The 23,280-nt window shown below is 66.2% G+C and carries 21 protein-coding genes and 1 tRNA gene; 13 read left to right on the forward strand and 9 right to left on the reverse strand.

Annotation, left to right across the window (positions count from 1 at the left end; all coding sequences use genetic code 11):
- Positions 1-119: 119 nt before the first annotated feature.
- Both KZ810_RS03790 and glgB read left to right on the forward strand, forming a co-directional pair.
- The gene (locus KZ810_RS03790) at positions 120-2,507 is read left to right on the forward strand and encodes a glycogen/starch/alpha-glucan phosphorylase (RefSeq protein ID WP_258044330.1); all 2,388 of its coding nucleotides are present in this window, start codon (positions 120-122) and stop codon (positions 2,505-2,507) included.
- Positions 2,504-4,669 (forward strand): 1,4-alpha-glucan branching protein GlgB, encoded by a 2,166-nt coding sequence (gene glgB / locus KZ810_RS03795; RefSeq protein ID WP_219767626.1) that lies wholly within the window; start codon positions 2,504-2,506, stop codon positions 4,667-4,669. Before KZ810_RS03790 ends, glgB begins: the two co-directional genes overlap by 4 nt.
- 23 nt (positions 4,670-4,692) lie before the next feature.
- Here glgB and KZ810_RS03800 read toward each other — a convergent pair whose 3' ends face one another.
- Positions 4,693-4,842, reverse strand: coding sequence for a hypothetical protein (locus KZ810_RS03800; protein WP_219767627.1), 150 nt, complete (start codon positions 4,840-4,842; stop codon positions 4,693-4,695).
- A gap of 103 nt (positions 4,843-4,945) precedes the next feature.
- On the opposite strand from KZ810_RS03800, the gene glgC reads away from it, so the two are divergent.
- The 4 genes from glgC to glgX are packed head-to-tail and all read left to right on the forward strand — an operon-like array spanning position 4,946 to position 11,039.
- Complete coding sequence (gene glgC, locus KZ810_RS03805; RefSeq protein WP_219767628.1) at positions 4,946-6,214, forward strand: glucose-1-phosphate adenylyltransferase; 1,269 nt, start codon at positions 4,946-4,948, stop codon at positions 6,212-6,214.
- Positions 6,215-6,221: 7 nt separating this feature from the next.
- Positions 6,222-7,670, forward strand: a complete 1,449-nt coding sequence (glgA, locus tag KZ810_RS03810; protein WP_219767629.1) for a glycogen synthase GlgA — start codon at positions 6,222-6,224, stop codon at positions 7,668-7,670.
- Entirely contained in the window at positions 7,667-9,289 is a 1,623-nt protein-coding gene (locus tag KZ810_RS03815; protein WP_219767630.1) for an alpha-D-glucose phosphate-specific phosphoglucomutase, read from the forward strand. The genes glgA and KZ810_RS03815 overlap by 4 nt, the downstream gene beginning before the upstream one ends.
- On the forward strand, positions 9,276-11,039 hold the full coding sequence (gene glgX / locus KZ810_RS03820) for a glycogen debranching protein GlgX (RefSeq protein WP_219767631.1): 1,764 nt from the start codon (positions 9,276-9,278) through the stop codon (positions 11,037-11,039). The genes KZ810_RS03815 and glgX overlap by 14 nt, the downstream gene beginning before the upstream one ends.
- A gap of 154 nt (positions 11,040-11,193) precedes the next feature.
- Here the strand turns inward: glgX and dinB are convergent, their stop codons facing one another.
- Entirely contained in the window at positions 11,194-12,279 is a 1,086-nt protein-coding gene (gene dinB, locus KZ810_RS03825; RefSeq protein WP_219767632.1) for a DNA polymerase IV, read from the reverse strand.
- Positions 12,280-12,381: 102 nt separating this feature from the next.
- Between dinB and KZ810_RS03830 the strand changes: the two genes are divergently transcribed.
- Both KZ810_RS03830 and lepA read left to right on the forward strand, forming a co-directional pair.
- The gene (locus KZ810_RS03830; RefSeq protein WP_219767633.1) at positions 12,382-13,041 is read left to right on the forward strand and encodes an epoxyqueuosine reductase QueH; all 660 of its coding nucleotides are present in this window, start codon (positions 12,382-12,384) and stop codon (positions 13,039-13,041) included.
- Between the two features lie 151 nt (positions 13,042-13,192).
- On the forward strand, positions 13,193-15,004 hold the full coding sequence (lepA, locus tag KZ810_RS03835) for a translation elongation factor 4 (protein ID WP_219767634.1): 1,812 nt from the start codon (positions 13,193-13,195) through the stop codon (positions 15,002-15,004).
- Positions 15,005-15,036: 32 nt separating this feature from the next.
- On the opposite strand, the gene KZ810_RS03840 is transcribed toward lepA, so the two are convergent.
- Positions 15,037-15,588 carry a putative antibiotic biosynthesis monooxygenase gene (locus KZ810_RS03840; protein WP_219767635.1) on the reverse strand — a complete coding sequence of 184 codons (552 nt, stop codon included), beginning with the start codon at positions 15,586-15,588 and terminating at the stop codon, positions 15,037-15,039.
- A 100-nt stretch (positions 15,589-15,688) separates the two neighbouring features.
- Between KZ810_RS03840 and modA the strand changes: the two genes are divergently transcribed.
- The 4 genes from modA to KZ810_RS03860 all read left to right on the forward strand — a co-directional run bounded on the left by modA (position 15,689) and on the right by KZ810_RS03860 (position 18,272).
- Positions 15,689-16,444: a molybdate ABC transporter substrate-binding protein gene (modA, locus tag KZ810_RS03845; protein WP_219767636.1), complete on the forward strand. Its 756-nt coding sequence runs from the start codon at positions 15,689-15,691 to the stop codon at positions 16,442-16,444.
- On the forward strand, positions 16,441-17,124 hold the full coding sequence (gene modB / locus KZ810_RS03850) for a molybdate ABC transporter permease subunit (RefSeq protein ID WP_219767637.1): 684 nt from the start codon (positions 16,441-16,443) through the stop codon (positions 17,122-17,124). The genes modA and modB overlap by 4 nt, the downstream gene beginning before the upstream one ends.
- Entirely contained in the window at positions 17,114-17,716 is a 603-nt protein-coding gene (locus KZ810_RS03855) for an ATP-binding cassette domain-containing protein (protein WP_219767638.1), read from the forward strand. The genes modB and KZ810_RS03855 overlap by 11 nt, the downstream gene beginning before the upstream one ends.
- A gap of 241 nt (positions 17,717-17,957) precedes the next feature.
- Positions 17,958-18,272 (forward strand): HEPN-associated N-terminal domain-containing protein, encoded by a 315-nt coding sequence (locus tag KZ810_RS03860; protein WP_219767639.1) that lies wholly within the window; start codon positions 17,958-17,960, stop codon positions 18,270-18,272.
- On the opposite strand, the gene KZ810_RS17170 is transcribed toward KZ810_RS03860, so the two are convergent.
- Entirely contained in the window at positions 18,269-18,403 is a 135-nt protein-coding gene (locus KZ810_RS17170) for a hypothetical protein (RefSeq protein WP_258044332.1), read from the reverse strand. The two genes, KZ810_RS03860 and KZ810_RS17170, sit on opposite strands and share 4 nt — an antisense overlap.
- Before the next feature lie 368 nt (positions 18,404-18,771).
- Positions 18,772-18,848, reverse strand: a tRNA-Arg gene (locus KZ810_RS03865).
- Positions 18,849-18,907: 59 nt separating this feature from the next.
- Here KZ810_RS03865 and KZ810_RS03870 point away from each other — a divergent pair.
- Positions 18,908-19,669: a queuosine precursor transporter gene (locus tag KZ810_RS03870; RefSeq protein WP_219767640.1), complete on the forward strand. Its 762-nt coding sequence runs from the start codon at positions 18,908-18,910 to the stop codon at positions 19,667-19,669.
- Positions 19,670-19,729: 60 nt separating this feature from the next.
- Here KZ810_RS03870 and purQ read toward each other — a convergent pair whose 3' ends face one another.
- Genes purQ through KZ810_RS03890 form a run of 4 tightly spaced genes read right to left on the reverse strand, consistent with a single transcriptional unit; the run spans position 19,730 to position 23,224 of the window.
- Positions 19,730-20,395: a phosphoribosylformylglycinamidine synthase subunit PurQ gene (gene purQ / locus KZ810_RS03875; RefSeq protein WP_219767641.1), complete on the reverse strand. Its 666-nt coding sequence runs from the start codon at positions 20,393-20,395 to the stop codon at positions 19,730-19,732.
- Positions 20,392-20,622, reverse strand: coding sequence for a phosphoribosylformylglycinamidine synthase subunit PurS (gene purS / locus KZ810_RS03880; RefSeq protein WP_219767642.1), 231 nt, complete (start codon positions 20,620-20,622; stop codon positions 20,392-20,394). Before purS ends, purQ begins: the two co-directional genes overlap by 4 nt.
- Positions 20,623-20,680: 58 nt before the next feature.
- On the reverse strand, positions 20,681-22,075 hold the full coding sequence (locus KZ810_RS03885) for a surface lipoprotein assembly modifier (protein ID WP_219767643.1): 1,395 nt from the start codon (positions 22,073-22,075) through the stop codon (positions 20,681-20,683).
- Positions 22,076-22,105: 30 nt separating this feature from the next.
- The gene (locus KZ810_RS03890; RefSeq protein ID WP_219767644.1) at positions 22,106-23,224 is read right to left on the reverse strand and encodes a transferrin-binding protein-like solute binding protein; all 1,119 of its coding nucleotides are present in this window, start codon (positions 23,222-23,224) and stop codon (positions 22,106-22,108) included.
- Positions 23,225-23,280 lie beyond the last annotated feature (56 nt).

Genomic DNA, 23,280 nt, shown 5'->3' on the forward strand with positions numbered 1-23,280 from the left:
GGTGCGACCGGACGTGACAAGAGGGCGTTGTCCCTCCTAATCCTGTCTCAAGCACTAATCGGGGGTCCTGCTTGAACGCTTCAACCGTCGTCGCCGCGCCGTCCACTGCGCGCGGGTCCTTGGCCACCGCCATCCTCGACACGCTCGTCCATCGTATCGGCAAGGACGAGCATGCTGCGCGACCGCACGACTGGCTCGCGGCGACGATCCTGACCGTCCGCAACGACATCATCGAACGCTGGATGGATTCGACCCGCGCCGCGCACGCCGCGGGGGCCAAGCGGGTTTATTACCTCAGCCTCGAATTCCTGATTGGTCGCCTGCTGCGCGACACGCTGTCGAACCTGCTCAAGACCGACGAGGTCGCCGCCGCGCTCGCCGAACTCGGCGTCGGCCTCGCCGATCTAGAGGAGATCGAACCCGACGCGGCGCTCGGCAACGGTGGCCTCGGCCGACTCGCCGCCTGTTTCATGGAAAGTATGGCGACGCTCGATCTGCCCGCCTACGGATACGGCATCCGCTACGTCAACGGCATGTTCCGCCAGCGGATCGACAACGGCTGGCAGATGGAGCTGCCCGAAACCTGGCTCGCCCACGGCAATCCGTGGGAGTTCGAGCGCCGAGAGAGCGCCTATTTCATCGGCTTCGGCGGCGAGGTGACGGGGAACGAGCAGGGCGCGGTCCACTGGCACCCGGCCGAAGCGGTCGAGGCGGTCGCGGTCGACACGCCGATGGTCGGCTGGCGCGGCCGGCGCGTCAACACGCTTCGGTTGTGGACTGCACGTGCCTTCGACCCGATCAAGCTCGACGCCTTCAACGCCGGCGATTTCCAGGCCGCGCTCGCCGATCAACTCCGCGCCGAGACGCTGACCCGTGTCCTCTACCCCAATGACAGCACCGCGGCGGGGCAGGAGCTCAGGCTCCGGCAGGAATATTTCTTCTCCTCCGCCTCGATCCAGGACATCGTCCGGCGACACGTCCAGTATTTCGGCGACGTCCGCACACTACCCGACAAGGCCGCGATCCAGCTCAACGATACGCACCCCGCGGTGTCGGTCGCCGAGCTGATGCGATTGCTGATCGACCATCACGAGCTGACCTTCGACGAGGCGTGGGACGTGACCCGCGCCACCTTCGGCTATACCAATCACACGTTGCTGCCCGAAGCGCTCGAGAGCTGGCCGCTGCCGCTGTTCGAGCGGATGCTGCCGCGCCACATGCAGCTCGTCTACGCGATCAACGCCAAGCTGCTCCGCGAGGCGCGCGCGACCGACGGTATCGACGACCGCGCGATCGCGGCGATCAGTCTGATCGACGAGGGTGGCGAGCGGCGCGTGCGGATGGCGAACCTTGCCTTCGCCGGATCCCACAGCGTCAACGGCGTGGCCGCGCTCCACACCGATCTGATGAAGCAGACGGTATTCGCCGACCTCCACCGGCTTTACCCGAAGCGGATCAACAACAAGACGAACGGCATCACGCCCAGGCGCTGGTTGCAGGAGTGTAATCCGGCGCTCACCGCGCTGATCCGCGACGCCATCGGCGATCGCTTCCTCGATGACGCGACCGCCTTGTCCGCACTCGCGCCGTTCGCCGACGACGCCGCATTCCGTGACCGCTTCGCCGCGGTCAAGCGCACCAACAAGGCGGCGCTCGCGCAGCATCTGCGCACCGACATGGGGCTTCGCCTCGATCCCGACGCGATCTTCGACGTGCAGATCAAGCGCATCCACGAGTACAAGCGGCAGCTGCTCAACCTGATCGAGACGGTCGCGCTCTACGACCAGATCCGCAGCCATCCCGACCGCGACTGGACCCCGCGCGTCAAGCTGTTCGCAGGGAAAGCGGCGTCGAGCTACCATAACGCCAAGCTCGTCATCAAACTGGCGAACGACGTCGCGCGGCGCATCAATGTCGACCCTGCGATCGGCGGGCTGCTGAAGGTCGCGTTCGTGCCCAACTACAACGTCAGCCTGGCCGAGCGGATGGTCCCCGCCGCCGACCTGTCCGAACAGATCTCGACCGCCGGCATGGAGGCATCGGGCACCGGCAACATGAAGTTCGCGCTGAACGGCGCGCTGACGATCGGCACGCTCGACGGCGCGAACGTCGAGATCAGGGACCATGTCGGCGCGGACAATATCGTGATCTTCGGCATGACCGCCGACGAGGTCGCGGCGAAGCGCGCCGGTGGCTACGATCCGCGCAGCGTGATCGAGGGCTCGCGCGAGCTGTCGCAGGCGATCAACGCGATCGCCTCCGGCGTGTTCTCGCCCGACGATCCGGGCCGGTACCGAGACCTGATGCAGGGGCTGTACGACCACGACTGGTTCATGGTCGCGGGCGATTTCGATGCCTATGCCGCAGCCCAACGCGACGTCGATGCGCGCTGGCGCGACCGTGATGCCTGGGGCCGCTCGGCCGTGCTCAACGTCGCCAACATGGGCTGGTTCTCGTCCGACCGCACCATCGCCGAATATGCCCGCGACATCTGGGGCGTGATGTGACCCCGCCGAGCGAGACGATCGCTGCGCTGCTCGAGGGGCGGCACGACGATCCCTTTTCCCTGCTCGGCCCCCATGCCGGACCCGAGGGCACGTTCGCGCGGACCTGGATCCCCGGTGCCGATCGGGTGGTCGCGCATTCGCTCGATGGTGAGCCGCTTGGCGGACTAGCGCGCGTCGATGATCGCGGCCTGTTCGAGGGGGTGATCGCCGGTGACCCCCAGCCGCTGCGCTACCGCGCCAGCGGGGCGGGGGGCGATTGGTGGATCGGCGACGCGTACAGCTTCGGACCGGTGCTGGGGCCAATCGACGACCTGCTGATGGTCGAGGGCACGCACCGCCGTCTCTACGACAAGCTCGGCGCGCACCTGATCGAGCATGAGGGCGCGAGCGGTATCCACTTCGCGGTCTGGGCACCCAATGCGCGGCGCGTGTCGGTCGTCGGCGACTTCAACAATTGGAACGGCGCGCGCCACGCGATGCGGCGTCGCGGCGACGCCGGCGTGTGCGAAATCTTCGTCCCCGACCTGGGTGCCGGCCGCGCCTACAAGTACGAGATCGTCGGGCCCGATGGGCTGACGCAGCCGCTCAAGGCCGATCCGTTCGCCTTCGCCGCCGAACTGCGCCCCGCCACTGCCTCCATCACCACCGCCGCCCCGGCGCACGTCTGGGGTGACGACGCACACCGTGCGGCATGGAGCAAGGTCGATCCGCGCCGCGTGCCGATCAGCATCTACGAGGTTCATGCCGGATCATGGGAGCGCGACGAGCACGGCTGGTTCCTGACCTGGGACGCGCTCGCCGACCGGCTGATCCCCTACGTCGTATCGATGGGCTTCACCCACATCGAATTCATGCCGATCAGCGAATATCCTTATGACCCCAGCTGGGGTTATCAGGCGACCGGGCTGTACGCGCCGTCTGCGCGCTTCGGCGATCACGAAGGGTTCGCGCGCTTCGTCGACGGCGCGCACCGCGCCGGGCTGGGCGTGATCCTCGACTGGGTACCGGCGCACTTCCCGATCGACGCGCACGGCCTGGCGCGTTTCGACGGCACCGCGCTCTACGAGCACGAGGATCCGCGGCTCGGTTTCCACCCCGACTGGAACACCGCGATCTACAACTACGGCCGTCGCGAAGTGGCGTCGTTCCTGACCAACAACGCATTGTTCTGGGCCGATCGTTACCACGTCGATGCATTACGCGTAGATGCGGTCGCCTCGATGCTGTACCGCGACTACAGCCGCAAGTCGGGCGAGTGGATTCCCAACCAGGCCGGCGGTCGCGAGAATTGGGAGGCGGTCGACTTCCTTCGCGGCGTCAACCGCGCGGTCTACGCCGAGCATCCCGGCGTCTTTACGATCGCCGAGGAATCGACTTCATGGCCAGGCGTCAGCCAGCCCGCCTATGACGAGGGCGGACGCGAGAACCTGGGGTTCGGGTTCAAGTGGAACATGGGTTGGATGCACGACACCCTCCAGTATATGGCGCGCGAGCCTGTGCACCGGAAGCATCATCACGAAGGAATGACCTTCGGATTGATGTATGCGTTCAGCGAAAACTTCGTCCTGCCGCTAAGCCACGACGAGGTCGTTCACGGCAAGGGTTCGTTACTTACCAAGATGTCGGGTGACGATTGGCAGCAATTTGCCAATCTGCGCGCATACTACGCGATGATGTGGGGTTATCCCGGCAAGAAGCTGCTGTTCATGGGGCAGGAGTTTGCGCAGCGTCGCGAGTGGAGCGAGGAACGCGCGCTCGATTGGCACCTGCTCAAGTCATCCGCGCACGACGGGATGCGCAAACTGGTGCGTGATCTGAACCGCCTCTACCGCGCGAAGCCCGCGCTCCACGCCCGTGACTGCGAGGCGGAAGGGTTCGAGTGGGCTGTTCCCGACGATGCGGAGAATTCCGTCTTCGTCTGGTTGCGCAAGGCGCCCGGCGCGGCGACGATCGCGGTGATCGCCAACATGACGCCCGTCGCGCGGATGCCCTATCCGGTTCCGCTGCCGCATGATGGGCGCTGGCGGGAGATCCTCAATTCCGATGCGCACGATTATTGGGGATCGGGGCTCGGCAACCTAGGCGGCGTGGTCGCGAGCGGAGGCAGCGCCAACGTGACGCTGCCTCCGCTCGCGACGATCATGCTGGAATATGTCGCATGAGCGTGCCGCTGCGTCGCTCGGGCTTAGCCGAACGTCTCCCACGCCGCGAACATCAGCAGCCACAGCGCGAGCGACATCAGCGTCGCGATCGCCATGCCGGTCATCGGCGACGCCGCTTGATCTTGATCCTTAATCGGCGGGGCGGGGTAGAGGGACGTGGCGTCCGAATTCACCTGTTCCAGTGTTCGCTCCTAAGGTCGTCACCTCTTCGCGGGTGAGCACAACAAACGTACGTAAGCCTTCTCATCCGCGCAACGAAAAGAAAGGACAGGCTGAATGACGGAGAGGGAACACCGACGCAGCCATCCGCTGGCGCGTGACGCAATGGCCTATGTTCTGGCGGGCGGCCGCGGCAGTCGTCTTGCGGAATTGACCGACACGCGCGCCAAACCCGCGGTCTATTTCGGTGGCAAGAGCCGGATCATCGACTTCGCGCTGTCGAACGCGATCAATTCCGGTATTCGCCGGATCGGGGTCGCGACGCAGTACAAGGCGCACAGCCTGATCCGCCACCTGCAGCGCGGCTGGAACTTCCTGCGGCCCGAACGCAACGAAAGCTTCGACATTCTCCCCGCGTCGCAGCGGGTCAGCGAGTTCCAATGGTACGAAGGCACCGCCGACGCGGTCTACCAGAACATCGACATCATCGAGAGTTACGCGCCGGAGTTCATGGTCATCCTCGCAGGCGACCACATCTACAAGATGGATTATGAGGTGATGCTCCAGCAGCATTGCAACAGCGGTGCGGACGTGACCGTCGCCTGCATGGAGGTGCCGCGGATGGAGGCCGTGGGCTTCGGCGTGATGCACGTCGACGCCGACGACCGCATCATCGACTTCGTTGAGAAGCCCGCCGATCCGCCATCGATCCCCGGCCAGCCCGACGTCGCGCTCGCCAGCCTCGGCATCTATGTCTTCTCGACCCGGCTACTGATCGACGAGCTGCGCCGCGATGCCGATACGCCGGGATCGCATCGCGACTTCGGCAAGGATTTGATCCCCTATCTCGTCAAGCATGGCCACGCACACGCGCATCGTTTCAGCGACAGCTGCGTCCGCACCGCGGAGGAGCCTGCGGCTTATTGGCGCGACGTCGGCACCGTCGACGCTTATTGGGAGGCGAACATCGACTTGACCGATGTCGTGCCCCAGCTCGACCTCTACGACCGCAGCTGGCCGCTGTGGACCTATTCGGAGATCACCCCGCCGGCGAAGTTCGTCCATGACATCGACGGGCGGCGCGGGTCGGCGGTGTCGAGCCTGATCGCGGGCGACTGCATCGTCTCCGGCTCGACGATCCACCGCTCGCTGCTATCGACCGGGGTTCGCGCGCACAGCTACTCGTGCCTCGATGAAGCGGTGGTGCTGCCCTACACGCATATCGGGCGCGGATCGCGGTTGAGCCGCGTCGTGATCGATCGCGGCGTACACATCCCCGACGGGCTGGTAGTGGGTGAGGACCCGGTCGCCGACGCGCATCGTTTCCGCCGCACCGACAAGGGCATCTGCCTGATCACGCAACCGATGATCGATCGGCTGGGCTGACGCGCGCATGACGATCCGCGTCCTCTCCGTCGCGTCCGAAGCGTATCCGCTTATCAAGACCGGGGGGCTCGCCGACGTGGTCGGCGCGTTGCCCGCCGCGCTTGCCGCACACGACGTGGAGGCGACCACGCTGATCCCGGGGTATCCCGCGGTCACCGCCGCGATCGGCAAGGTGCGGGCGGTGCATCGCTGGCCCGCACTGCTCGGTACGCCAGCGCGGTTGCTCGCGGGTGAGATCGAGGGGCATCCGCTGCTGGTGCTCGACGCGCCCGAATTGTTCGCGCGCGACGGCAACATCTACGCCGATCCGGGCGGTAAGGATTGGCACGACAATTGGCGCCGCTTCGCCGCACTCGCGCGCGCCGCGGCCGATCTCGGTTCCGGGGCGGTGAGGGCGCGAGCGTTCGATATCGTTCACGCGCACGACTGGCAGGCGGCACTCGCGCCCGTCTACCTGCGCCACGCCCCCGCCGGCGAGACGGTCGCACGGTCGGTCATCACCATACACAACATCGCGTTCCCGGGCTGGTTCGACCCCGGCATCCTGCCGTGGCTCGGGCTGCCCGATGACCTGTTCACCGTCGACGGCATCGAGTTCTTCGGCGGCGTCGGTTACCTGAAAGGCGGGATGCAGTTCGCCGACGCGATCACCACCGTCAGCCCATCTTATGCAAAGGAGATTCTCTCGCCGGAGTTCGGCATGGGGCTCGAGGGGCTCGTCGCCGCGCGGCGCGAACATGTGTCAGGGATCGTCAACGGGATCGATCCTGCGATCTGGAACCCGGCGAGGGATGCGGCGCTGCCGGCGCGCTACACTGACCGGACGCTGGGCAAGCGCGCCGCCAACAAGCGTTCGGTCGAGGTACGCTTCGGGCTCGAACCCGGCGACGGCCCGATCTTCACCGTGGTCAGCCGGCTGACGTGGCAGAAGGGGATGGATGTACTCGGCGAATGCGTCGACGACCTCGTCGCGATGGGTGGGCGGCTCGCCATGCTCGGCTCCGGCGACCCCGGGCTCGAGGAAGCGTTCCGCCTCGCGGCCGATCGCCACCCCGGTCGCGTCGGCGTGATGATCGGCTACGACGAACCCGTGTCGCACCTGCTCCAGGGCGGCGGCGATGCAATCCTGATCCCGTCGCGCTTCGAACCGTGCGGGCTGACGCAGCTCTACGGGCTCGCCTACGGCTGCGTGCCGGTCGTGGCGCGCACCGGCGGCCTTGCCGACACGATCATCGACGCGAACGAGGCAGCGCTGGCGGCGGGCGTCGCGACCGGCATTCAATTCACCGGCGTCTCACGCGAGACGCTCACCGCCGCGATCGCGCGCACCGTGCGCCTCTACGCCGACCGCGCGACCTGGGCGACGATCCAGAAGCGCGGAATGCGCAGCGATTTTTCCTGGGACCGTAGCGGATTGCGCTACGCCCAGCTCTACCGGGGGCTTCTCGACCAATGATTCGCGCCGTTCAAACGACCCCCTTTACCGATCAAAAGCCCGGCACCTCGGGACTGCGCAAAAAGGTACGCGTATTCCAGCAACCGAGCTACGCGGAGAACTTCATCCAGTCGGTGTTCGACGTGATCGAGCGCGAGCGCGCCGGTGCGACGCTGGTGATCGGCGGCGACGGGCGCTTCCTCAATCGCGAGGTGATCCAGATCGCGATCCGCATGGCGGCGGCGGCGGGGTTCGGGCGCGTGGTGGTGGGGCAGGGCGGTATCCTGTCGACTCCGGCGGCGTCGCACCTCATCCGCAAGCGTGGCGCACTCGGCGGGCTGATCCTCTCGGCCAGCCACAATCCCGGCGGACCCGACGAGGATTTCGGCATCAAGTACAACGTCTCGAACGGCGGGCCCGCACCCGAGAGCGTGACCGACGCGATCTACGCGCGGACCAAAGCGATCGACACCTGGTACGCCGAGGACACCGCCGACATCGATCTCGACACGCCCGGCGCGGTGAGCGTCGGCGGCATGACGGTCGAGGTGGTCGATCCCGTCGCCGATTACGCTGATTTGATGGAGACGCTGTTCCATTTCGACGCAATTCGCGCCGCCGGGCTGACGATGGCGTTCGACGCGATGAGCGCGGTGACCGGTCCCTACGCGACGGAGATCCTCGAGCGCAGATTGGGCTTCGCGCCCGGCACGGTGCGCAACGGTACGCCCTTGCCGGACTTCGGTGGCCACCATCCCGACCCCAATCTCGTCCACGCGCGCGACCTGTATGAGACGATGATGGCGGAAGGCGCGCCCGATTTCGGCGCCGCCTCGGACGGCGACGGCGACCGCAACCTGATCATCGGGCGCGGGCGGTTCGTGACGCCGTCGGACAGCCTCGCGATGCTCGCCGCCAACGCGCACCTCGCCCCCGGTTACGCGGGCGGACTGAAGGGTATCGCGCGGTCGATGCCGACCAGCGCCGCGGCCGACCGCGTCGCGGCAGAATTGGGCATCCCCGCCTACGAGACGCCGACGGGATGGAAGTTCTTCGGCAACCTGCTCGACGCCGGATTGGCAACAATCTGCGGCGAGGAGAGCGCGGGCACAGGCAGCGACCACGTCCGCGAGAAGGACGGGTTGTGGGCGGTGCTGCTGTGGCTCAACATCCTGGCCGTGACCGGCAAGAGAGTCGACCAGATCGCGCGCGATCACTGGGCGCGCTTCGGGCGCAATTACTACGCCCGCCACGATTACGAGGGTGTCGACAGCACCGCCGCCGACGCGCTGATGCAGGAGCTCCGGGGTAAGCTCGCGACCCTGCGGGGCAAGCGGATCGGTACGCTGACGATCGCACAGGCCGACGATTTCGCTTACACCGATCCGGCCGATGGCTCGACCAGCGCCAATCAGGGCGTGCGAATTATTTTCGAGGGCGGCAGCCGCGTCGTGTTTCGCCTGTCGGGCACCGGCACCAGCGGTGCGACGCTGCGCGTTTACCTCGAACGCTATGAGCCCGCGGGCGGTGACCTCGACGCGGACACCGGCGTCATGCTCGCCGACATCATCGCGGCGGCGGACGACATCGCGGGGATCCAGCGGCACACTGGTCGCGGCGAGCCCGATGTCGTCACCTGAGCTCGGCGCGCGCGTTGGGCCGGACGGAACCAGCTTCGCCGTCCGTGCGCCGACGGCGGAGGCGGTGTGGTTATGCCTGTTCCACGATGAGACAGAGCGCCGGGTTCCGATGGCCCGCGATGGCGCGATCTGGCGTGCCGACGTGCCCGGCGTTGGCGAGGGCACCCGCTATGGCTACCGCGCCGGGGGTCCGCCACCGCACGACGTCGCCAAGCTGCTCGTCGATCCCCACGCCACGACGCTCGACCGCGCCTTCTCGTACGATATGAGACTGGGCGAGCGTGGTGTCGATACCGCGGTGCTCGTGCCCAAGGCCGTGATGACTGCGCCGTCACTGGTCACGCCCTTGCGGCCCGTGTTCCGCCATGGTCGCCTGATCTACGAGGTCAACGTCCGCGGCTTTACGATGCTGCACCCTGACGTGCCCAAGGTGATCCGCGGTACGATCGCCGCACTCGCGCATCCCGCGGTGATCGGACATTTGACGAAGCTCGGGGTCGATGCGGTCGAACTGATGCCGATCGTCGCCTGGATCGACGAGCGGCACCTGCCGCCGCTCGGATTGCGCAATGCGTGGGGCTATAATCCGGTCGTACCCATGGCGCTCGATCCGCGGCTCGCACCCGGCGGTGTCGCCGAATTGCGTGACACGGTTGCGACGCTGCGCGCGCACGGCATCGGCGTGATCCTCGACCTCGTGTTCAATCACACCGGCGAGAGCGACGAGCACGGCCCGACGCTGTCGCTGCGCGGGCTCGACGATGCCGTCTACGCGCGCGACGGCGAGGGCAGGCTGATCAACGATGCGGGCACCGGCAACACGCTCGATTTCGCGAACCCCGCGGTACGCGACCTGACGCTCGCCAGCATGCGTCATTTCGTCGCGACCTGCGGCGTCGACGGCTTTCGCTTCGATCTCGCCACTGTCATGGCGCGAGGCCCCGGCTTCGACACACATGCGCCGATCTTCGCCGATATCGCGGCCGACCCGCTGCTCGCCGATCGTGTGTTGATCGCCGAACCGTGGGACACCGGGCCCGGCGGTTATCAGCTCGGCGCTTTCCCCCCCGACTGGCTCGAATGGAACGACCGCTTTCGCGACGACGTGCGGCGTTTCTGGCGCGGCGACGGAAGCAACGGGACGCTCGCCACGCGCCTGTCGGGGTCGAGCGAGGTCTTCGGCGACCGCGCGACCTGCAGCGTCAACTTCATCGCCGCGCACGACGGCTTCACGCTTGCCGATACGGTCGCCTATGCCGAGCGTCACAATCACGCCAATGGCGAGCACAACCGCGATGGCCACGCGCACGAGGTGTCGTGGAACAACGGTGCGGAAGGGTCGTGCGACGATGCCTCGGTCATCGAGCGGCGCCACGCCGACCAGCGTGCGCTGCTCGCGACCTTGTTCGCCAGTCGCGGCACGATCATGCTGACTGCGGGGGACGAGTTCGGTCGCTCGCAGCGCGGCAACAACAACGCCTACGCGCAGGACAATGCGACGACGTGGCTCGACTGGCACGGCCGTGACCGGCAGCTCGAGGATTACGTCGCCGACCTCTCGCGCCAGCGCCGCGCGGCGGCCGCGATATCCGATCCTGCAATGCGACATGATGCGCGCTGGCATCGCCACGATGGCGGCGAGATGACGCAGGGGGACTGGGACAGCAGCGCGGGATTCGCGATGACGGTTGGCGAGGTCAGGCTGCTGGTGGATCGTGACGCGCGGTCGGTGACGCTTGAGACGGTTTGAGAGAGCTCGCGCCTTACCGCGTCAGTCCGAAGTGTTGTTAAACTGACGATCGGCTAACATCTTAGGCCACAGCGCCGCGGGAAAAGCCCGCGTCGTCGGTCGGCGCGGTTGCGCCGCCGGCCGCGCTGATCGCCGAAGCGCGCAATAGCTTTGGCTATTGCGCTGCGACCAGCGGCAACCCCGGCTGCACTTCCTCGTGCGCGCGTACGATCCCCGACAGCGTCAGGCCCAGCAATCTGATCCCGCCCGCGACCGGCAATTCGGGTGCGATCAGCATGCGGCCGATCGCCAGCATTTCCGCCTCGCTCGCAACCGGATCACCGATCGAGCGCGCGCGCGTGATGGTGTGGAACTGGCTGTCGCGAAGCTTGAGCGTCACGGTGCGACCGCGGGCCTGCTTGCGCTCGACTCGTGCCCAGGCTGCCGAGGCGACATGCGCCAGCGCAGCGTCGATATCTTCGGGTGAGGACAGATTGGTTTCGAATGTCCGTTCGGCGCCGATCGACTTGCTCTCGCGGCTCGAACGCACCGGCCGCTCGTCGATGCCACGTGCCGCACGGTGGAGATAGTCGGCGTAGCTGCCGAAATGCGCACGCAAAAATTCGATCGGGCGGTCGCGTAGGTCCGCCCCCGTCTCGATCCCCAGCCGCGCCATCTTCGCCGCGGTAACCGGGCCGACGCCGTGGAAGCGTTTGACCGGCAGGCTGGCGACGAACGCCGCACCCTTGCCCGGTGGGATCACGCACAATCCGTCGGGCTTGTTCTGGTCAGAGGCGAGCTTGGCGATGAACTTGTTGTAGCTAACTCCGGCGGAGGCCGTGAGCCCGGTCACCTGCTTGATTCTTGCGCGGATCTCCTCGGCGATTGCCTTCGCCGAACCGAGCCCCCGTCGATCGATCGTCACGTCGAGATAGGCCTCGTCCAGGCTCAGCGGCTCGATCTCGGCGGTGTAATCGGCGAAGATCGCGTGGATCTGCCGGCTGACCCCAGCGTAAACCTCGAAGCGCGGCTTGACGAACAGGAGTTCGGGACAGCGACGTCGCGCGACCGACGAGGGCATGGCCGAGCGAACGCCGAACACCCGTGCTTCGTAGCTCGCTGCCGCGACGACACCACGCGCGCTTGACCCGCCGACCGCGAGCGGGCGCCCGCGCAATTCGGGCGCGTCGCGCTGTTCGACCGACGCGTAAAAGGCGTCCATGTCGACGTGGATGATCTTGCGGACGGGCGCCTCGGTCACGCATGCGCTATAGCGGCCGCGTGCGCCGCGGTGTACCCGTTTCGTTCGCCGAATGTCGCGCGGCTGTTTCCGCAATCGCGCAAATCGGATAAGGCGCGCGGCATGAGCGAGTTTCAGCGCCCCGTCCTCGTACCGCCGAACGGCGAGAAGAAAGTCCTGCTCCACTCCTGCTGCGCGCCATGTTCGGGCGAGGTGATGGAGGCGATGACCGCGAGTGGGATCGACTACACGATCTTCTTCTACAATCCCAACATCCACCCGAAGGAGGAATATATCCTCCGCAAGGAGGAGAATATCCGTTTCGCCGAGGACCACGGCGTGCCGTTCGTCGACGCCGACTATGACACGGTCAACTGGTTCAAGCGCGCGAAGGGGATGGAGTGGGAGCCCGAGCGGGGCGCGCGCTGCACGATGTGCTTCGACATGCGGTTCGAGCGCACTGCACTTTACGCGCACGAGCACGGCTTCCCGGTCATCACCTCGTCGCTCGGCATTTCGCGCTGGAAGGACATGAACCAGATCAACGGTTCGGGCGAACGCGCGGCGTCGCATTATCCGGGGATCGATTACTGGATGTTCAACTGGCGCAAGGGCGGCGGCGCGGCGCGGATGATCGAGATTTCGAAGCGCGAGCGTTTCTATCAGCAGGAATATTGCGGCTGCGTCTATTCGCTGCGTGACAGCAACGCCCACCGCGTCAGCCAGGGTCGCGACGAAATCCGCATCGGCGAACTTTATTACGGCGACGACGCGAAGGGCTGAACGGCCGGTTTCCCCCCAGATCGGTGACACGCCGCAAGTCGTGCCGCAACGCCCGGCTGCGATTGGCCGCCTTCGTAACCCGCGCAGGCGCGGGGACGGTCGTTTCGTGACGCTTTGGCTTTTGCGCTGCGCCTGCTAACGCGCGCGGATCATGGCTACCCCGCTTTCGCACATCCGCAATTTCTCGATCATCGCGCATATCGATCACGGCAAATCGACGCTCGCCGACCGGCTGATCCAGGCTACCGGCGGGCTGTCCGATCGCGAGATGAGCGAGCAGGTGCTCGACAACATGGACATCGAGCGTGAGCGCGGGATCACGATCAAGGCGCAGACCGTGCGGCTCGCCTACAAGGCGCAGGACGGCGAAACCTACACGCTCAACCTGATGGACACGCCCGGCCACGTCGATTTCGCCTACGAAGTGTCGCGCAGCCTGGCGGCCTGCGAGGGCGCGTTGCTGGTGGTCGACGCGGCGCAGGGCGTCGAGGCGCAGACGCTCGCCAACGTCTATCAATCGATCGAGCACGACCACGAGATCGTGCCCGTCATCAACAAGATCGACCTGCCCGCCGCCGAGCCCGAGAAGGTCCGTGCCGAGATCGAGGACGTGATCGGCCTCGATGCGTCGGGCGCGGTGCTCGCCAGCGCGAAGTCGGGGATTGGGATCGCCGACATCCTCGAAGCGGTCGTCACCAAGATCCCGGCACCAAAGGGCGACGCGAACGCACCCCTGAAGGCGATGCTGGTCGATTCGTGGTACGACCCGTATCTCGGCGTCGTCATCCTGATCCGCGTCATCGACGGGACACTGAAGAAGGGTCAGCAGGTCACCTTCATGCAGGCGGGAACGCAGCATTTGGTCGACCGCGTGGGCTGCTTTCGCCCCAAGATCGAACAATTGACCGATCTGGGTCCGGGTGAAATTGGCTTCATCACCGCGCAGATCAAGGACGTGGCGCAGGCGCGCGTCGGCGACACGCTGACCGACAGCAAGAAGCCGACCGCCGAACCGCTCGAGGGCTTCAAAGAAGTACAGCCGGTCGTGTTCTGCGGGCTGTTCCCGCTCGATGCCAACGACTTTGAGAAATTGCGCGAGTCGATCAGCAAACTGCGGTTGAACGACGCCTCGTTCAGCTTCGAGATGGAGACTTCCGCCGCGCTCGGCTTCGGTTTCCGCTGCGGTTTCCTGGGCCTGCTTCACCTGGAGATCATCCAGGAACGGTTGATGCGCGAATATGACCTCGACCTCATCACGACCGCACCGAGCGTGGTGTACGAGATCGAGCTGACGCACAACGGCGGCCGGGTCGAGCTCCACAATCCGGCGGACATGCCCGACCCCAACAAGATCGCGACGATCAGCGAGCCGTGGATCGAGGCGACGATCTACGTCCCCGACGAATATCTCGGCTCGATCCTGAAGCTGTGCCAGGACCGCCGCGGCATCCAGCGCAACCTGACCTACGTCGGCGGTCGCGCGCAGGCGACGTACGAGCTGCCGCTCAACGAGGTGGTGTTCGATTTCTATGACCGGCTGAAATCACTGTCGAAAGGCTATGCCAGTTTCGACTATCACCAGATCGGCTACCGCGAGGGCGACCTCGTCAAGATGTCGATTCTCGTCAACGAGGAGCCGGTCGACGCGCTTTCGATGATCGTTCACCGCGGCACCGCCGAAACGCGCGGGCGCGGCATGTGTGAGCGGTTGAAAGAGCTGATCCCGCGTCACCTGTTCAAGATACCGATCCAGGCGGCGATCGGCGGCAAGGTGGTCGCGCGCGAGACGATCAGCGCGATGCGCAAGGACGTGACCGCGAAATGCTACGGCGGTGACGCAACCCGCAAGCGCAAGCTCTTGGACAAGCAGAAGAAGGGCAAGCTCAAGATGCGCGAATATGGCAGCGTTCAGATTCCACAGGAGGCGTTTATCGCCGCGTTGCGGATGGGCGACGAGGGCTGATCATTGAGCGGGCGTCGGCGGCCTTTGCTCAGCTAGGCCTCGACCCGCAGCGCGCCGCCTGCGTCCTTGAGCATCCACGCGCGGGCGGCCCGCTGTACACGCGGCAGGATCACCCACTGCAGCAATGACGTGAGCAGCAGTGACGAGATGATGATCTGCACCGGCGGGGGCAGCGCCGGCAGCAGCGTGCGTACGACCGTGCTGACCAACAGCAGCACGGGGAGTACCGACAGCCACGTGACGATGAAGCGTTTCCACGGTGATGCGCTCGCGTCGCTCGGCAGTTCGATGTCGACGTCGCGACCGGTCGCGACCTGCTCGACGCCGACGGTCAGTTCGTCACCGTGCTCGGCAAGCGCGCGATAGCCCGCGCTGGCGCGGAACCGAGCAAGTGTGGCGTCGTCCTCGAACCGTAGCAGCAGGTGCTGCAGGGCGTCGGTCTGGCCGAGGCGGACGATGCCGGCGAAGCCGTCCGCCGCTCTAGCCGCCGCGCTCAGTTCATCGATCCAGCGGGCGAAGGCATCTGCCTTGCCGGGCCGGACGGCGCGACTGATGACGAGCGTGGCGGGCTGAGAAGCAAGCATCGCGCGTCAACGAGCCTCGCCGCCGCGCGTTGCGCCGCGGCGTATGGTATGGGCGTCGACGTGGCTGGCGCCGCGGTATCCGCCGCGATACAGCGACGCGATGATCCGTCGCACCGTCCTGTTGATGCTCGCGTCGCTCGCCGCGACGCCGTTGGCGGCGCAGCAGCGCCCACCGATCGTGCTCGCCGCCGCTAGCATGCAGGAAGCGATGAACGACGCGGCGAATGCCTGGGCCCTACAGGGACACCCGCGGCCCGTGCTTGCCTTTGCGGCATCCTCGGCGCTCGCGCGTCAGGTCGAGGCGGGTGCGCCCGCCGACCTGTTCGTCTCTGCCGACACCGCGTGGATCGATGAACTCGCGCGGCGGCGTCTGCTCGCAGACGGGACGCGGGCGACGCTCGCGCGCGGACAATTGGTTGTCGTTTCGCGAGCGGCGGCGGGATCACTTCGCGGGTTGAAGGGCGCCGCGCTCGCGCGGGTGCTGGGGGCGGGGCCTATCGCGATGGCCGATCCGGCCTCGGTGCCGGCGGGGCGATATGGTCAGCAGGCGTTGACCAAACTGGGCGCGTGGAGCGCAATTGCCCCGCGCGTCGTTCGGACCGAGAATGTCCGCGCGGCGCTCGCGCTGGTCGAGCGCGGGGCAGCCCCATATGCGGTGGTGTACGCGACCGACGCCCGCGCCTCGACGCGGGTACGTATCGCCGGCGTATTTCCCGCGAACAGCCACACGCCCGTCGTCTATCCGATCGCGCGCCTCGCCCGGTCAAACAGCCGTGAGGGTGAGGCTTTTCGCCGGTTCCTGCTCTCGCCCGCCGGTCAGGCCGTCTTCGTCCGGCGCGGTTTCATGGCGCGGTGAGCGACGTTTTCGACGTCGTTCGACTGTCGCTGCTGATCGGCGGCACGGCAACGCTTGGCAGCCTGCCGATTGCCTTTCTGCTCGCGTGGGTGCTCGCGCGGTGGCGGTTCCCTGGCAAGGTCTTGCTCGACGGCATCGTTCACCTGCCACTGGTCGTACCGCCCGTCGTGACCGGCTGGGTGTTGCTGCTCGCGTTCGCGCCGTCCGGTCCGATCGGGGCGTTGCTTGAGCGATGGTTGGGCGTCACCGTGCTGTTCCGCTGGACGGGGGCGGCGATCGCGGCCGCAGTGATGGCGCTGCCGTTGATGGTGCGCGCGATGCGGCTGTCGATCGAAGCGGTCGACCGTCGGTTGGAACAGGCTGCGCGGACGCTCGGTGCCTCGCGGTGGCGTGCCTATGCGACCGTCACGCTGCCGCTCGCGGCGCCCGGTGTGCTCGCTGCGGTGGTGCTGGGATTCGCGCGTTCGATCGGAGAATTCGGCGCGACGGTCACGTTCGTCAGCAACGTTCCTGGCGAAACGCAGACGTTGCCGCTCGCGATTTATGCCGCGTTGCAGCAGCCCGGCGGGGAAGATCAGGTATGGCGGCTGGCCGCAATCTCGGTGTCCCTTTCGCTTGGTGCGCTGGTGGCGTCCGAGGCGTTGGTCCGACGGGCAGGGCGGGGGACGCATGTCCTTTGACGTCGATCTGACGGGGCGCGGCGGTCGTGTATCGGCGCGCTTCGCCGTGGCTGACGGCGTCACTGTCCTGTTCGCGCCGTCGGGTGCGGGAAAGACCAGCTTGCTCGACATGATCGCCGGCCTTGTCACGCCCGAGCGCGGGCATGTGCGAGTGGCGGGGCGTACATTGTTTGATGCGTCGCGTGGCGTGAACCTGCCAATCGAGCATCGCCGTGCCGGCTACGTTTTTCAGGACGCTCGGTTGTTCCCCCACAAACGTGTGCGGGCAAACCTGCTCTACGGCGCAAAGAACGACAGGCAACTCGCTGATATGGCGCGACTGCTTGACCTTAAGCATCTACTCGATCGCTGGCCGAGGACGTTGTCGGGCGGCGAGGCAAAGCGGGTGGCGATCGGCCGCGCCTTGTTGAGCAAGCCCGACTTCCTGCTGCTCGATGAACCGCTTTCGTCGCTCGATGCCGCGCGTCGCCACGATGCGATGCGCGCGATCACCTTAGTGCGTGACGCCACCGCGCTTCCGACGCTGCTGGTCACGCATGACCGTGAGGAGGCCGAGCGTCTGGGCGATCGGATCATCTTGCTGAATGGTTGACCATGCATGTGTCCTTCAGCGCTAAGCCTGCACCGCTCCGCCTAGGGACCGCCGATTTTTCACAAAGCTACCCTTTTCACAAGCCTGCACCGATCCTCGTAAGTGGCCGCTCCGGAGGCCTTTTTCCTGGACACCATGGTTGCGCTCGCATGCCCCTTGCGGCTCGCGCCAAGCTGTCACACGTTCGACGGGACTGACACGGCAGGTCGGTCGAGAGACAAAGTAGATACGGGAGGGCGGAGTGGGTGCGGCCAAGGAGCGCATGATCGAGGAATGGGAGCGCGGCTACGCTTATGTAGAAGGCGCGATCTGCTCCGACTGTGTTGACGAGGAGGCCTTGCAAGCGTGGATCGTGAGCAACGCGACCGAGACCGAGTGCTCATTCTGCGGGACCAAGCTCAACGAGGTGCACGCGGCGCCGTTCGAGCCGTTCGTGGAACTGGTGATGCATGGGCTCGCCTTCGATTGGAACCATCCTGACGACGAGGGCATCATGTTCATCTCGCGTGAGGGCGGCTACCAGGCGTCGGTCTCGCAGACATACGAGGTGCTCTAGGAGAGATGCAGCTGTGCTTTCGTGATCTCGTCGTCCAGCAGCGTGGCCCTGATCTTGCTCGCTTCGACTCCTACGCCGTTGTCCAGGAGCATACGGGATACCAGCAGCCTGACTTGCTTGAGATCCTGCACGTTTATCTTTTCTCGAGACATCAAACGACCTTTCCGAGCCTTGTGGCGAAGGATCTTTTCCGCACCGTGGCGTGATCCGCATCTTCACACTTCCTGACGGCTCTGCTGTAGCTGTTGAGAAATCGAGAAAGGCTTACCTTGGTGATCCGTCTTGCGTTCCGGCGCCTTGCCGTCGCTACGCGCATGCCGGCGATCGCCCGCACCCTGTTTAGTCGGCATCGCTTGGACAATTCTGAATGACGGCGTGGACCTGGCAGACGAGACCGCCACTATGACATCGCTCCGCCTACCGAGGCGGCGTCAGCGCTTGCTGCAGCGGTGCACGTTTTGAGAAAAAGGTGCAGGCTTGCTGACGAAGGACAGCATGTTGGCGCGCCCGGCTGGATTCGAACCAGCGGCCCCAAGCTTAGAAGGCTCGTGCTCTATCCAACTGAGCTACGGGCGCGCGCAGGAGGTGATTAGCGCGGATTGCGGCGCCGCGAAACTGCCGCTTATAAAAGTCGGATGATCGACCGCGCCCCGCCGCCTGCCGACCCAGCGCCGACCAGCCTTGATGCCGACGCGTTGCAGGGCAGGTCGCTGCGGTTCTACGACCTGGTGATGGCAGCGTTCGTTGCGATCCTGCTGCTCTCCAACGTGCTGGGAGCGGGCAAGGTTGCGGTGGTGACGCTCCCGCTGATCGGCGAGTGGCCATTCGGCGCGGGCATCCTGTTCTTTCCCGTCAGCTACGTGATCGGCGACGTGCTGACCGAGGTCTACGGCTACGCGCGTGCGCGCCGCGTGATTTGGGTCGGTTTTGCCGCGACGGTGTTCATGGCGCTGATGGCGTGGGTCGTCGTCGCGCTGCCGCCTGCGCCCGACTGGACCAATCAGGCGGCCTATGAGGCGGTGTTCGGACAAGTCCCGCGCATCGTCTTCGCGAGCATGTGCGCGTTCTGGGCGGGTGAGTTCGTCAACTCCTACGTGCTCGCGCGGATGAAGGTGTGGAGCGGCGGGCGCCATTTGTGGATGCGAACCATAGGGTCGACAATCGCAGGGCAGGGTGTCGACAGCCTGATCTTCTATCCGCTCGCGTTCCTGGGCGCGGCCGGCTGGACCGCGGATCTGGTCGTGAAGGTGCTGTTCACGCAATGGGCGCTGAAGGTCGCGTGGGAGGCGTTGCTGACGCCTGTCACCTACGCCGTCGTCGGCGGCCTCAAGCGCGCTGAGGGTGTCGACGTGTTCGACCGGAAGACCGACTTTTCTCCGTTCCGGGCACGGGTGTGAGACAGCGTCAAGACTGCGTCACAAGTGTCGGTAATCTGAACTTTCTCAGCTCGGGCCTGCTTACGCGACCGCTCGTAGCAGGCCCTCGAACAGGCGGCGTCCGTCGTCACCACCGTGCGCGGCTTCGATCCGCCGTTCGGGATGCGGCATCATGCCCAGCACGTTACCGGCCGTGTTGACCAGCCCGGCAATGTCGCGCGCGCTGCCGTTGACGCGTTCGGCGTAGCGGAACGCGACCTGCCCCTCACCCTCGATCCGGTCGAGCGTCTCGGGATCGGCGACGTAATTGCCATCGTGATGCGCGACCGGCACCCGCACCGTCTCGCCGGCGCTGTAGCCGGTCGTGAAGATCGAACGCGTCTCGCCGACCGTCAGCGCGACGTCGCGGCAGACGAAGTCGAGACCTGCGTTGCGCATCAGCGCGCCCGGCAGCAGTCCCGCCTCGGTCAGGACCTGGAATCCGTTACAGATGCCCAGCACCGGCAAGCCCTTGCCCGCGCGATCGACGACGTCGCGCATGATCGGCGATCGCGCCGCGATCGCACCCGAGCGAAGGTAGTCACCGTAGGAAAAGCCGCCCGGTATCGCGACCAGCGATACGTCATCGGGCAGCGTTGCGTCGCGGTGCCAGACCATGACGGGCTTCGTCCCCGTCACCTGCTCCAGCGCGACCGCGATGTCGCGGTCACAGTTGGAGCCCGGAAAGACGACCACCGCCGTCTTCATGCGCGCGCGATCCGGTAATTCTCGATCACCGTGTTGGCGAGCAGCTTGCGGCACATCGCCTCGACGTCGGCGTCGCTGGTGCCTTCGTCGACGTCGAGCTCGATCAACTTGCCGACGCGTGCGCCGTGCACGCCCGAGAAGCCGAGGCCGGAGAGCGCGTGCTCGATCGCCTTGCCCTGGGGGTCGAGGACGCCGGGCTTGAGCGTGACGTGGATGGTGAGCTTCATGCCGCGCGCCTATGCCGCGCGACGCGCGCGGGGGCAAGGTTTTCGCTCGTTCGCCCGTTCAGAAGTAGCGCGCGAGGCCGATCGAGAAACGGCTGCGTTTCGTGCGATACAGGTCTAGTGAGGAAAGGATGCCCGTCGCTGCCCAGGAAAGCTGCGGCGAGAAACCCAGCACGCGCAATTTGCGATTGCCGATCGTCACCTGCGACGTCACCCGCCAGTCGCGTCGCGGCTGGAGCGAGAAGATCGGGATCGCGGCATCGAAGCGCGCGCGGCTGACGCTTCCACCGAAACCGACGTTGAACCCGCGCGGCAGCTCACCCGCGACGCTTGCGCCGATGCCGAACTCGGTATTCGAATAGGCTTTCGCGTTGAGCCAGTCGCGCCGCACGAATGCCTGGCCGGCGGCAACGAACGTGCGGCGAAAGCTCGTTTCGTAGGACAGGTAGAGACCGCCCTGCCAGCCATCGAAGGCGCGATCGAACGTTGTGTCGGTGCGTCGCACGTCGACTTGCAGGCCGAAACGCCGCGTCGCGTCGAGCGACCATTGTCCACCACCGCGAACGCCGATCTGCCGGCTCGCGACCCGCCCGCCGTACCAGCGTTGCGCCCCGATCATCTGCGCGGACACGCTGGCGTCGTTGGAAAGCTGCGCCTCACCACCCGCCGCGGCCTGGACGAGATCGTCGTCGAAGCGCGTGCCGGCGTAATTGAGGGCGCTGACATCCAGATTGCCGAGGAAGAACAGGTCTCCCCCGACCGGCAGACGTGCCGCGGCGGAGGCGGTCGCGGTCTGTCCGGTGCCCGATCGCCGCCGCGCGCCCGCATCGAGCTCGAGCGGCAGGCTGTAATCGCCGAGATGCACGTCGACCGTCCGCGCGTCGGTCGCGTTATTGATGTTGGTATCGGGCGCGAGCGCCAGCGATACGTCGGCGCGGAACGCACGCGCCGATCGAATCACGTCGCGCGCGCCGCGCACCAGCCGCGCCAGATCGGGATCGAGTTCCCGGCTCTGCTGTGCCAGTCGCAACTGCCGGTCGGCAGCCGCGCTCTGCCCCATCGCGATCATGGTGCGACCCAGTTCAAGGCGCACCCGCGTCTGGTTGGGGTCGTCGGCGAGAATTGCCTTATACTCGCGCGCCGCGGTGGCGAGGTCGCCTTCCTGCGCCGCCATGAAGCCGGTCAGGAAGCGCGTCTGCATCGTGAAGCCGGGCGCCAGCCGCAATGCGGTGAGCAGCGCTCGTGCCTCGGGATACCGACCTGCCTGCACCAGTCGCTCGGCCGACGCGAGCAATTGCGGCGCGGTCAGCCGTACCTCGCACCGCGCGGTTCTGGTACATCCCGCGGGAGCAGGTGCCTGCGCGACGGCGGCCGTCGACGGTTCCGTCTCGACTGTGCCCGCGAGCGCGGGGAAGGGCGCCACGAGAAGCAGCAAGGCGGCGAGTAGCCGGAACACGTTGGATGACCTGACGATCCGTTCGAACGCTTACTTCTTGCCGGTGAATGCACCCTGGATGTCGACGCGCTGCCCCGGGACGCCGCCCACGATGCGGAAGTTGCCGCCGACGTTCGCCGCATTCGGGCCGAAGAAGGTGCCATCGATCGAACTCGCGCCTGCCGTGCTCGTGCCGCTGGCAGCGCTGGTAAAATCGATCGCCTTGCCGCCAAGCGTCGCGCTGGTGAACGCGCCGGAGAAGCCGTTGTAGCGCAACAGGTCGATCTTCGCCGAGCCGACCGCCTGGAATGCTGTGCCGGTCGGATTGGCAAGCGCAGCGTCGCTGACGCGAACGCCATTCTGGAACGTGGGGCCCACCGCGCCGTCGATGCGTACATCGACGGTTGATCGGCCGAAGTCGACCGCGACCGCGCTCGTTCCGGTCAGCCACTGCATGTAGCTGTCCCGCGAGGTGCCGTCGTTCAGCACGGCCGAGGCGAGGAAGCCTCCGGTGTACGTACCGGTGCCCGAGATCGGGATTTGTGACTGGATCGTCGGCGTGCCGAACACCATCACGCCGTGCTGCCGGTTGGTGACGCCCTTGTCGTCGTGAACGTTCCGAGTGAATCCGGCGAACGTGACGTAGGTGCCGTCCCCAGGGCGCTGGTAGAAGAAGCTCGTCGTTTCGGTCGAGGTGCCCGATTCGAGGTAGTTGAACCCCGCCAGGTTCGGCGCCTCGAGATTCGGCGTCGCCTCGGGATTGTAGTCGGCGCGGTGAGCGGGGTCCTGAAACCGGGTGTTCTGCGCGAAGCCTGCCTTGTCGTCGGTCAGGGCGACGGTGAAAATACCGTCGCGCGGGTCGTAGCTGATCGTGCCGCTGGGGGCCTTCACCGTGCTGGCGTTCCCTTGATACAACACGCCGGTGTCGCTGTACGTGAATGAGTGAAGCGCGCCGACCGCGGTGAAGTTGGTCGCGCTCGATACGGCGAGCAGATTGCTGGGCGTGGTCGAGCCCGAACCCGTGCCCGGCGTTCCGACGCCGGTGCCGCCACCCGTCGTTCCGCCGGTGGGGGCGGGCGGGGCGATGCTACCGACCGTCTCCGGCCCCGCGCCACCGCACGCGGCAAGCGCAAGCAGCGGCAGTGCCAAGGCAATCGAAGAAACGCGCATAAGAAAACCCCCTCGTCGAACCGGTGTCAGCGAGGGGGTAGCAATCACTGGTTAAT

It is taken from the genome of Sphingomonas citricola (assembly GCF_019429535.1).
Classification (GTDB): domain Bacteria; phylum Pseudomonadota; class Alphaproteobacteria; order Sphingomonadales; family Sphingomonadaceae; genus Sphingomonas; species Sphingomonas citricola.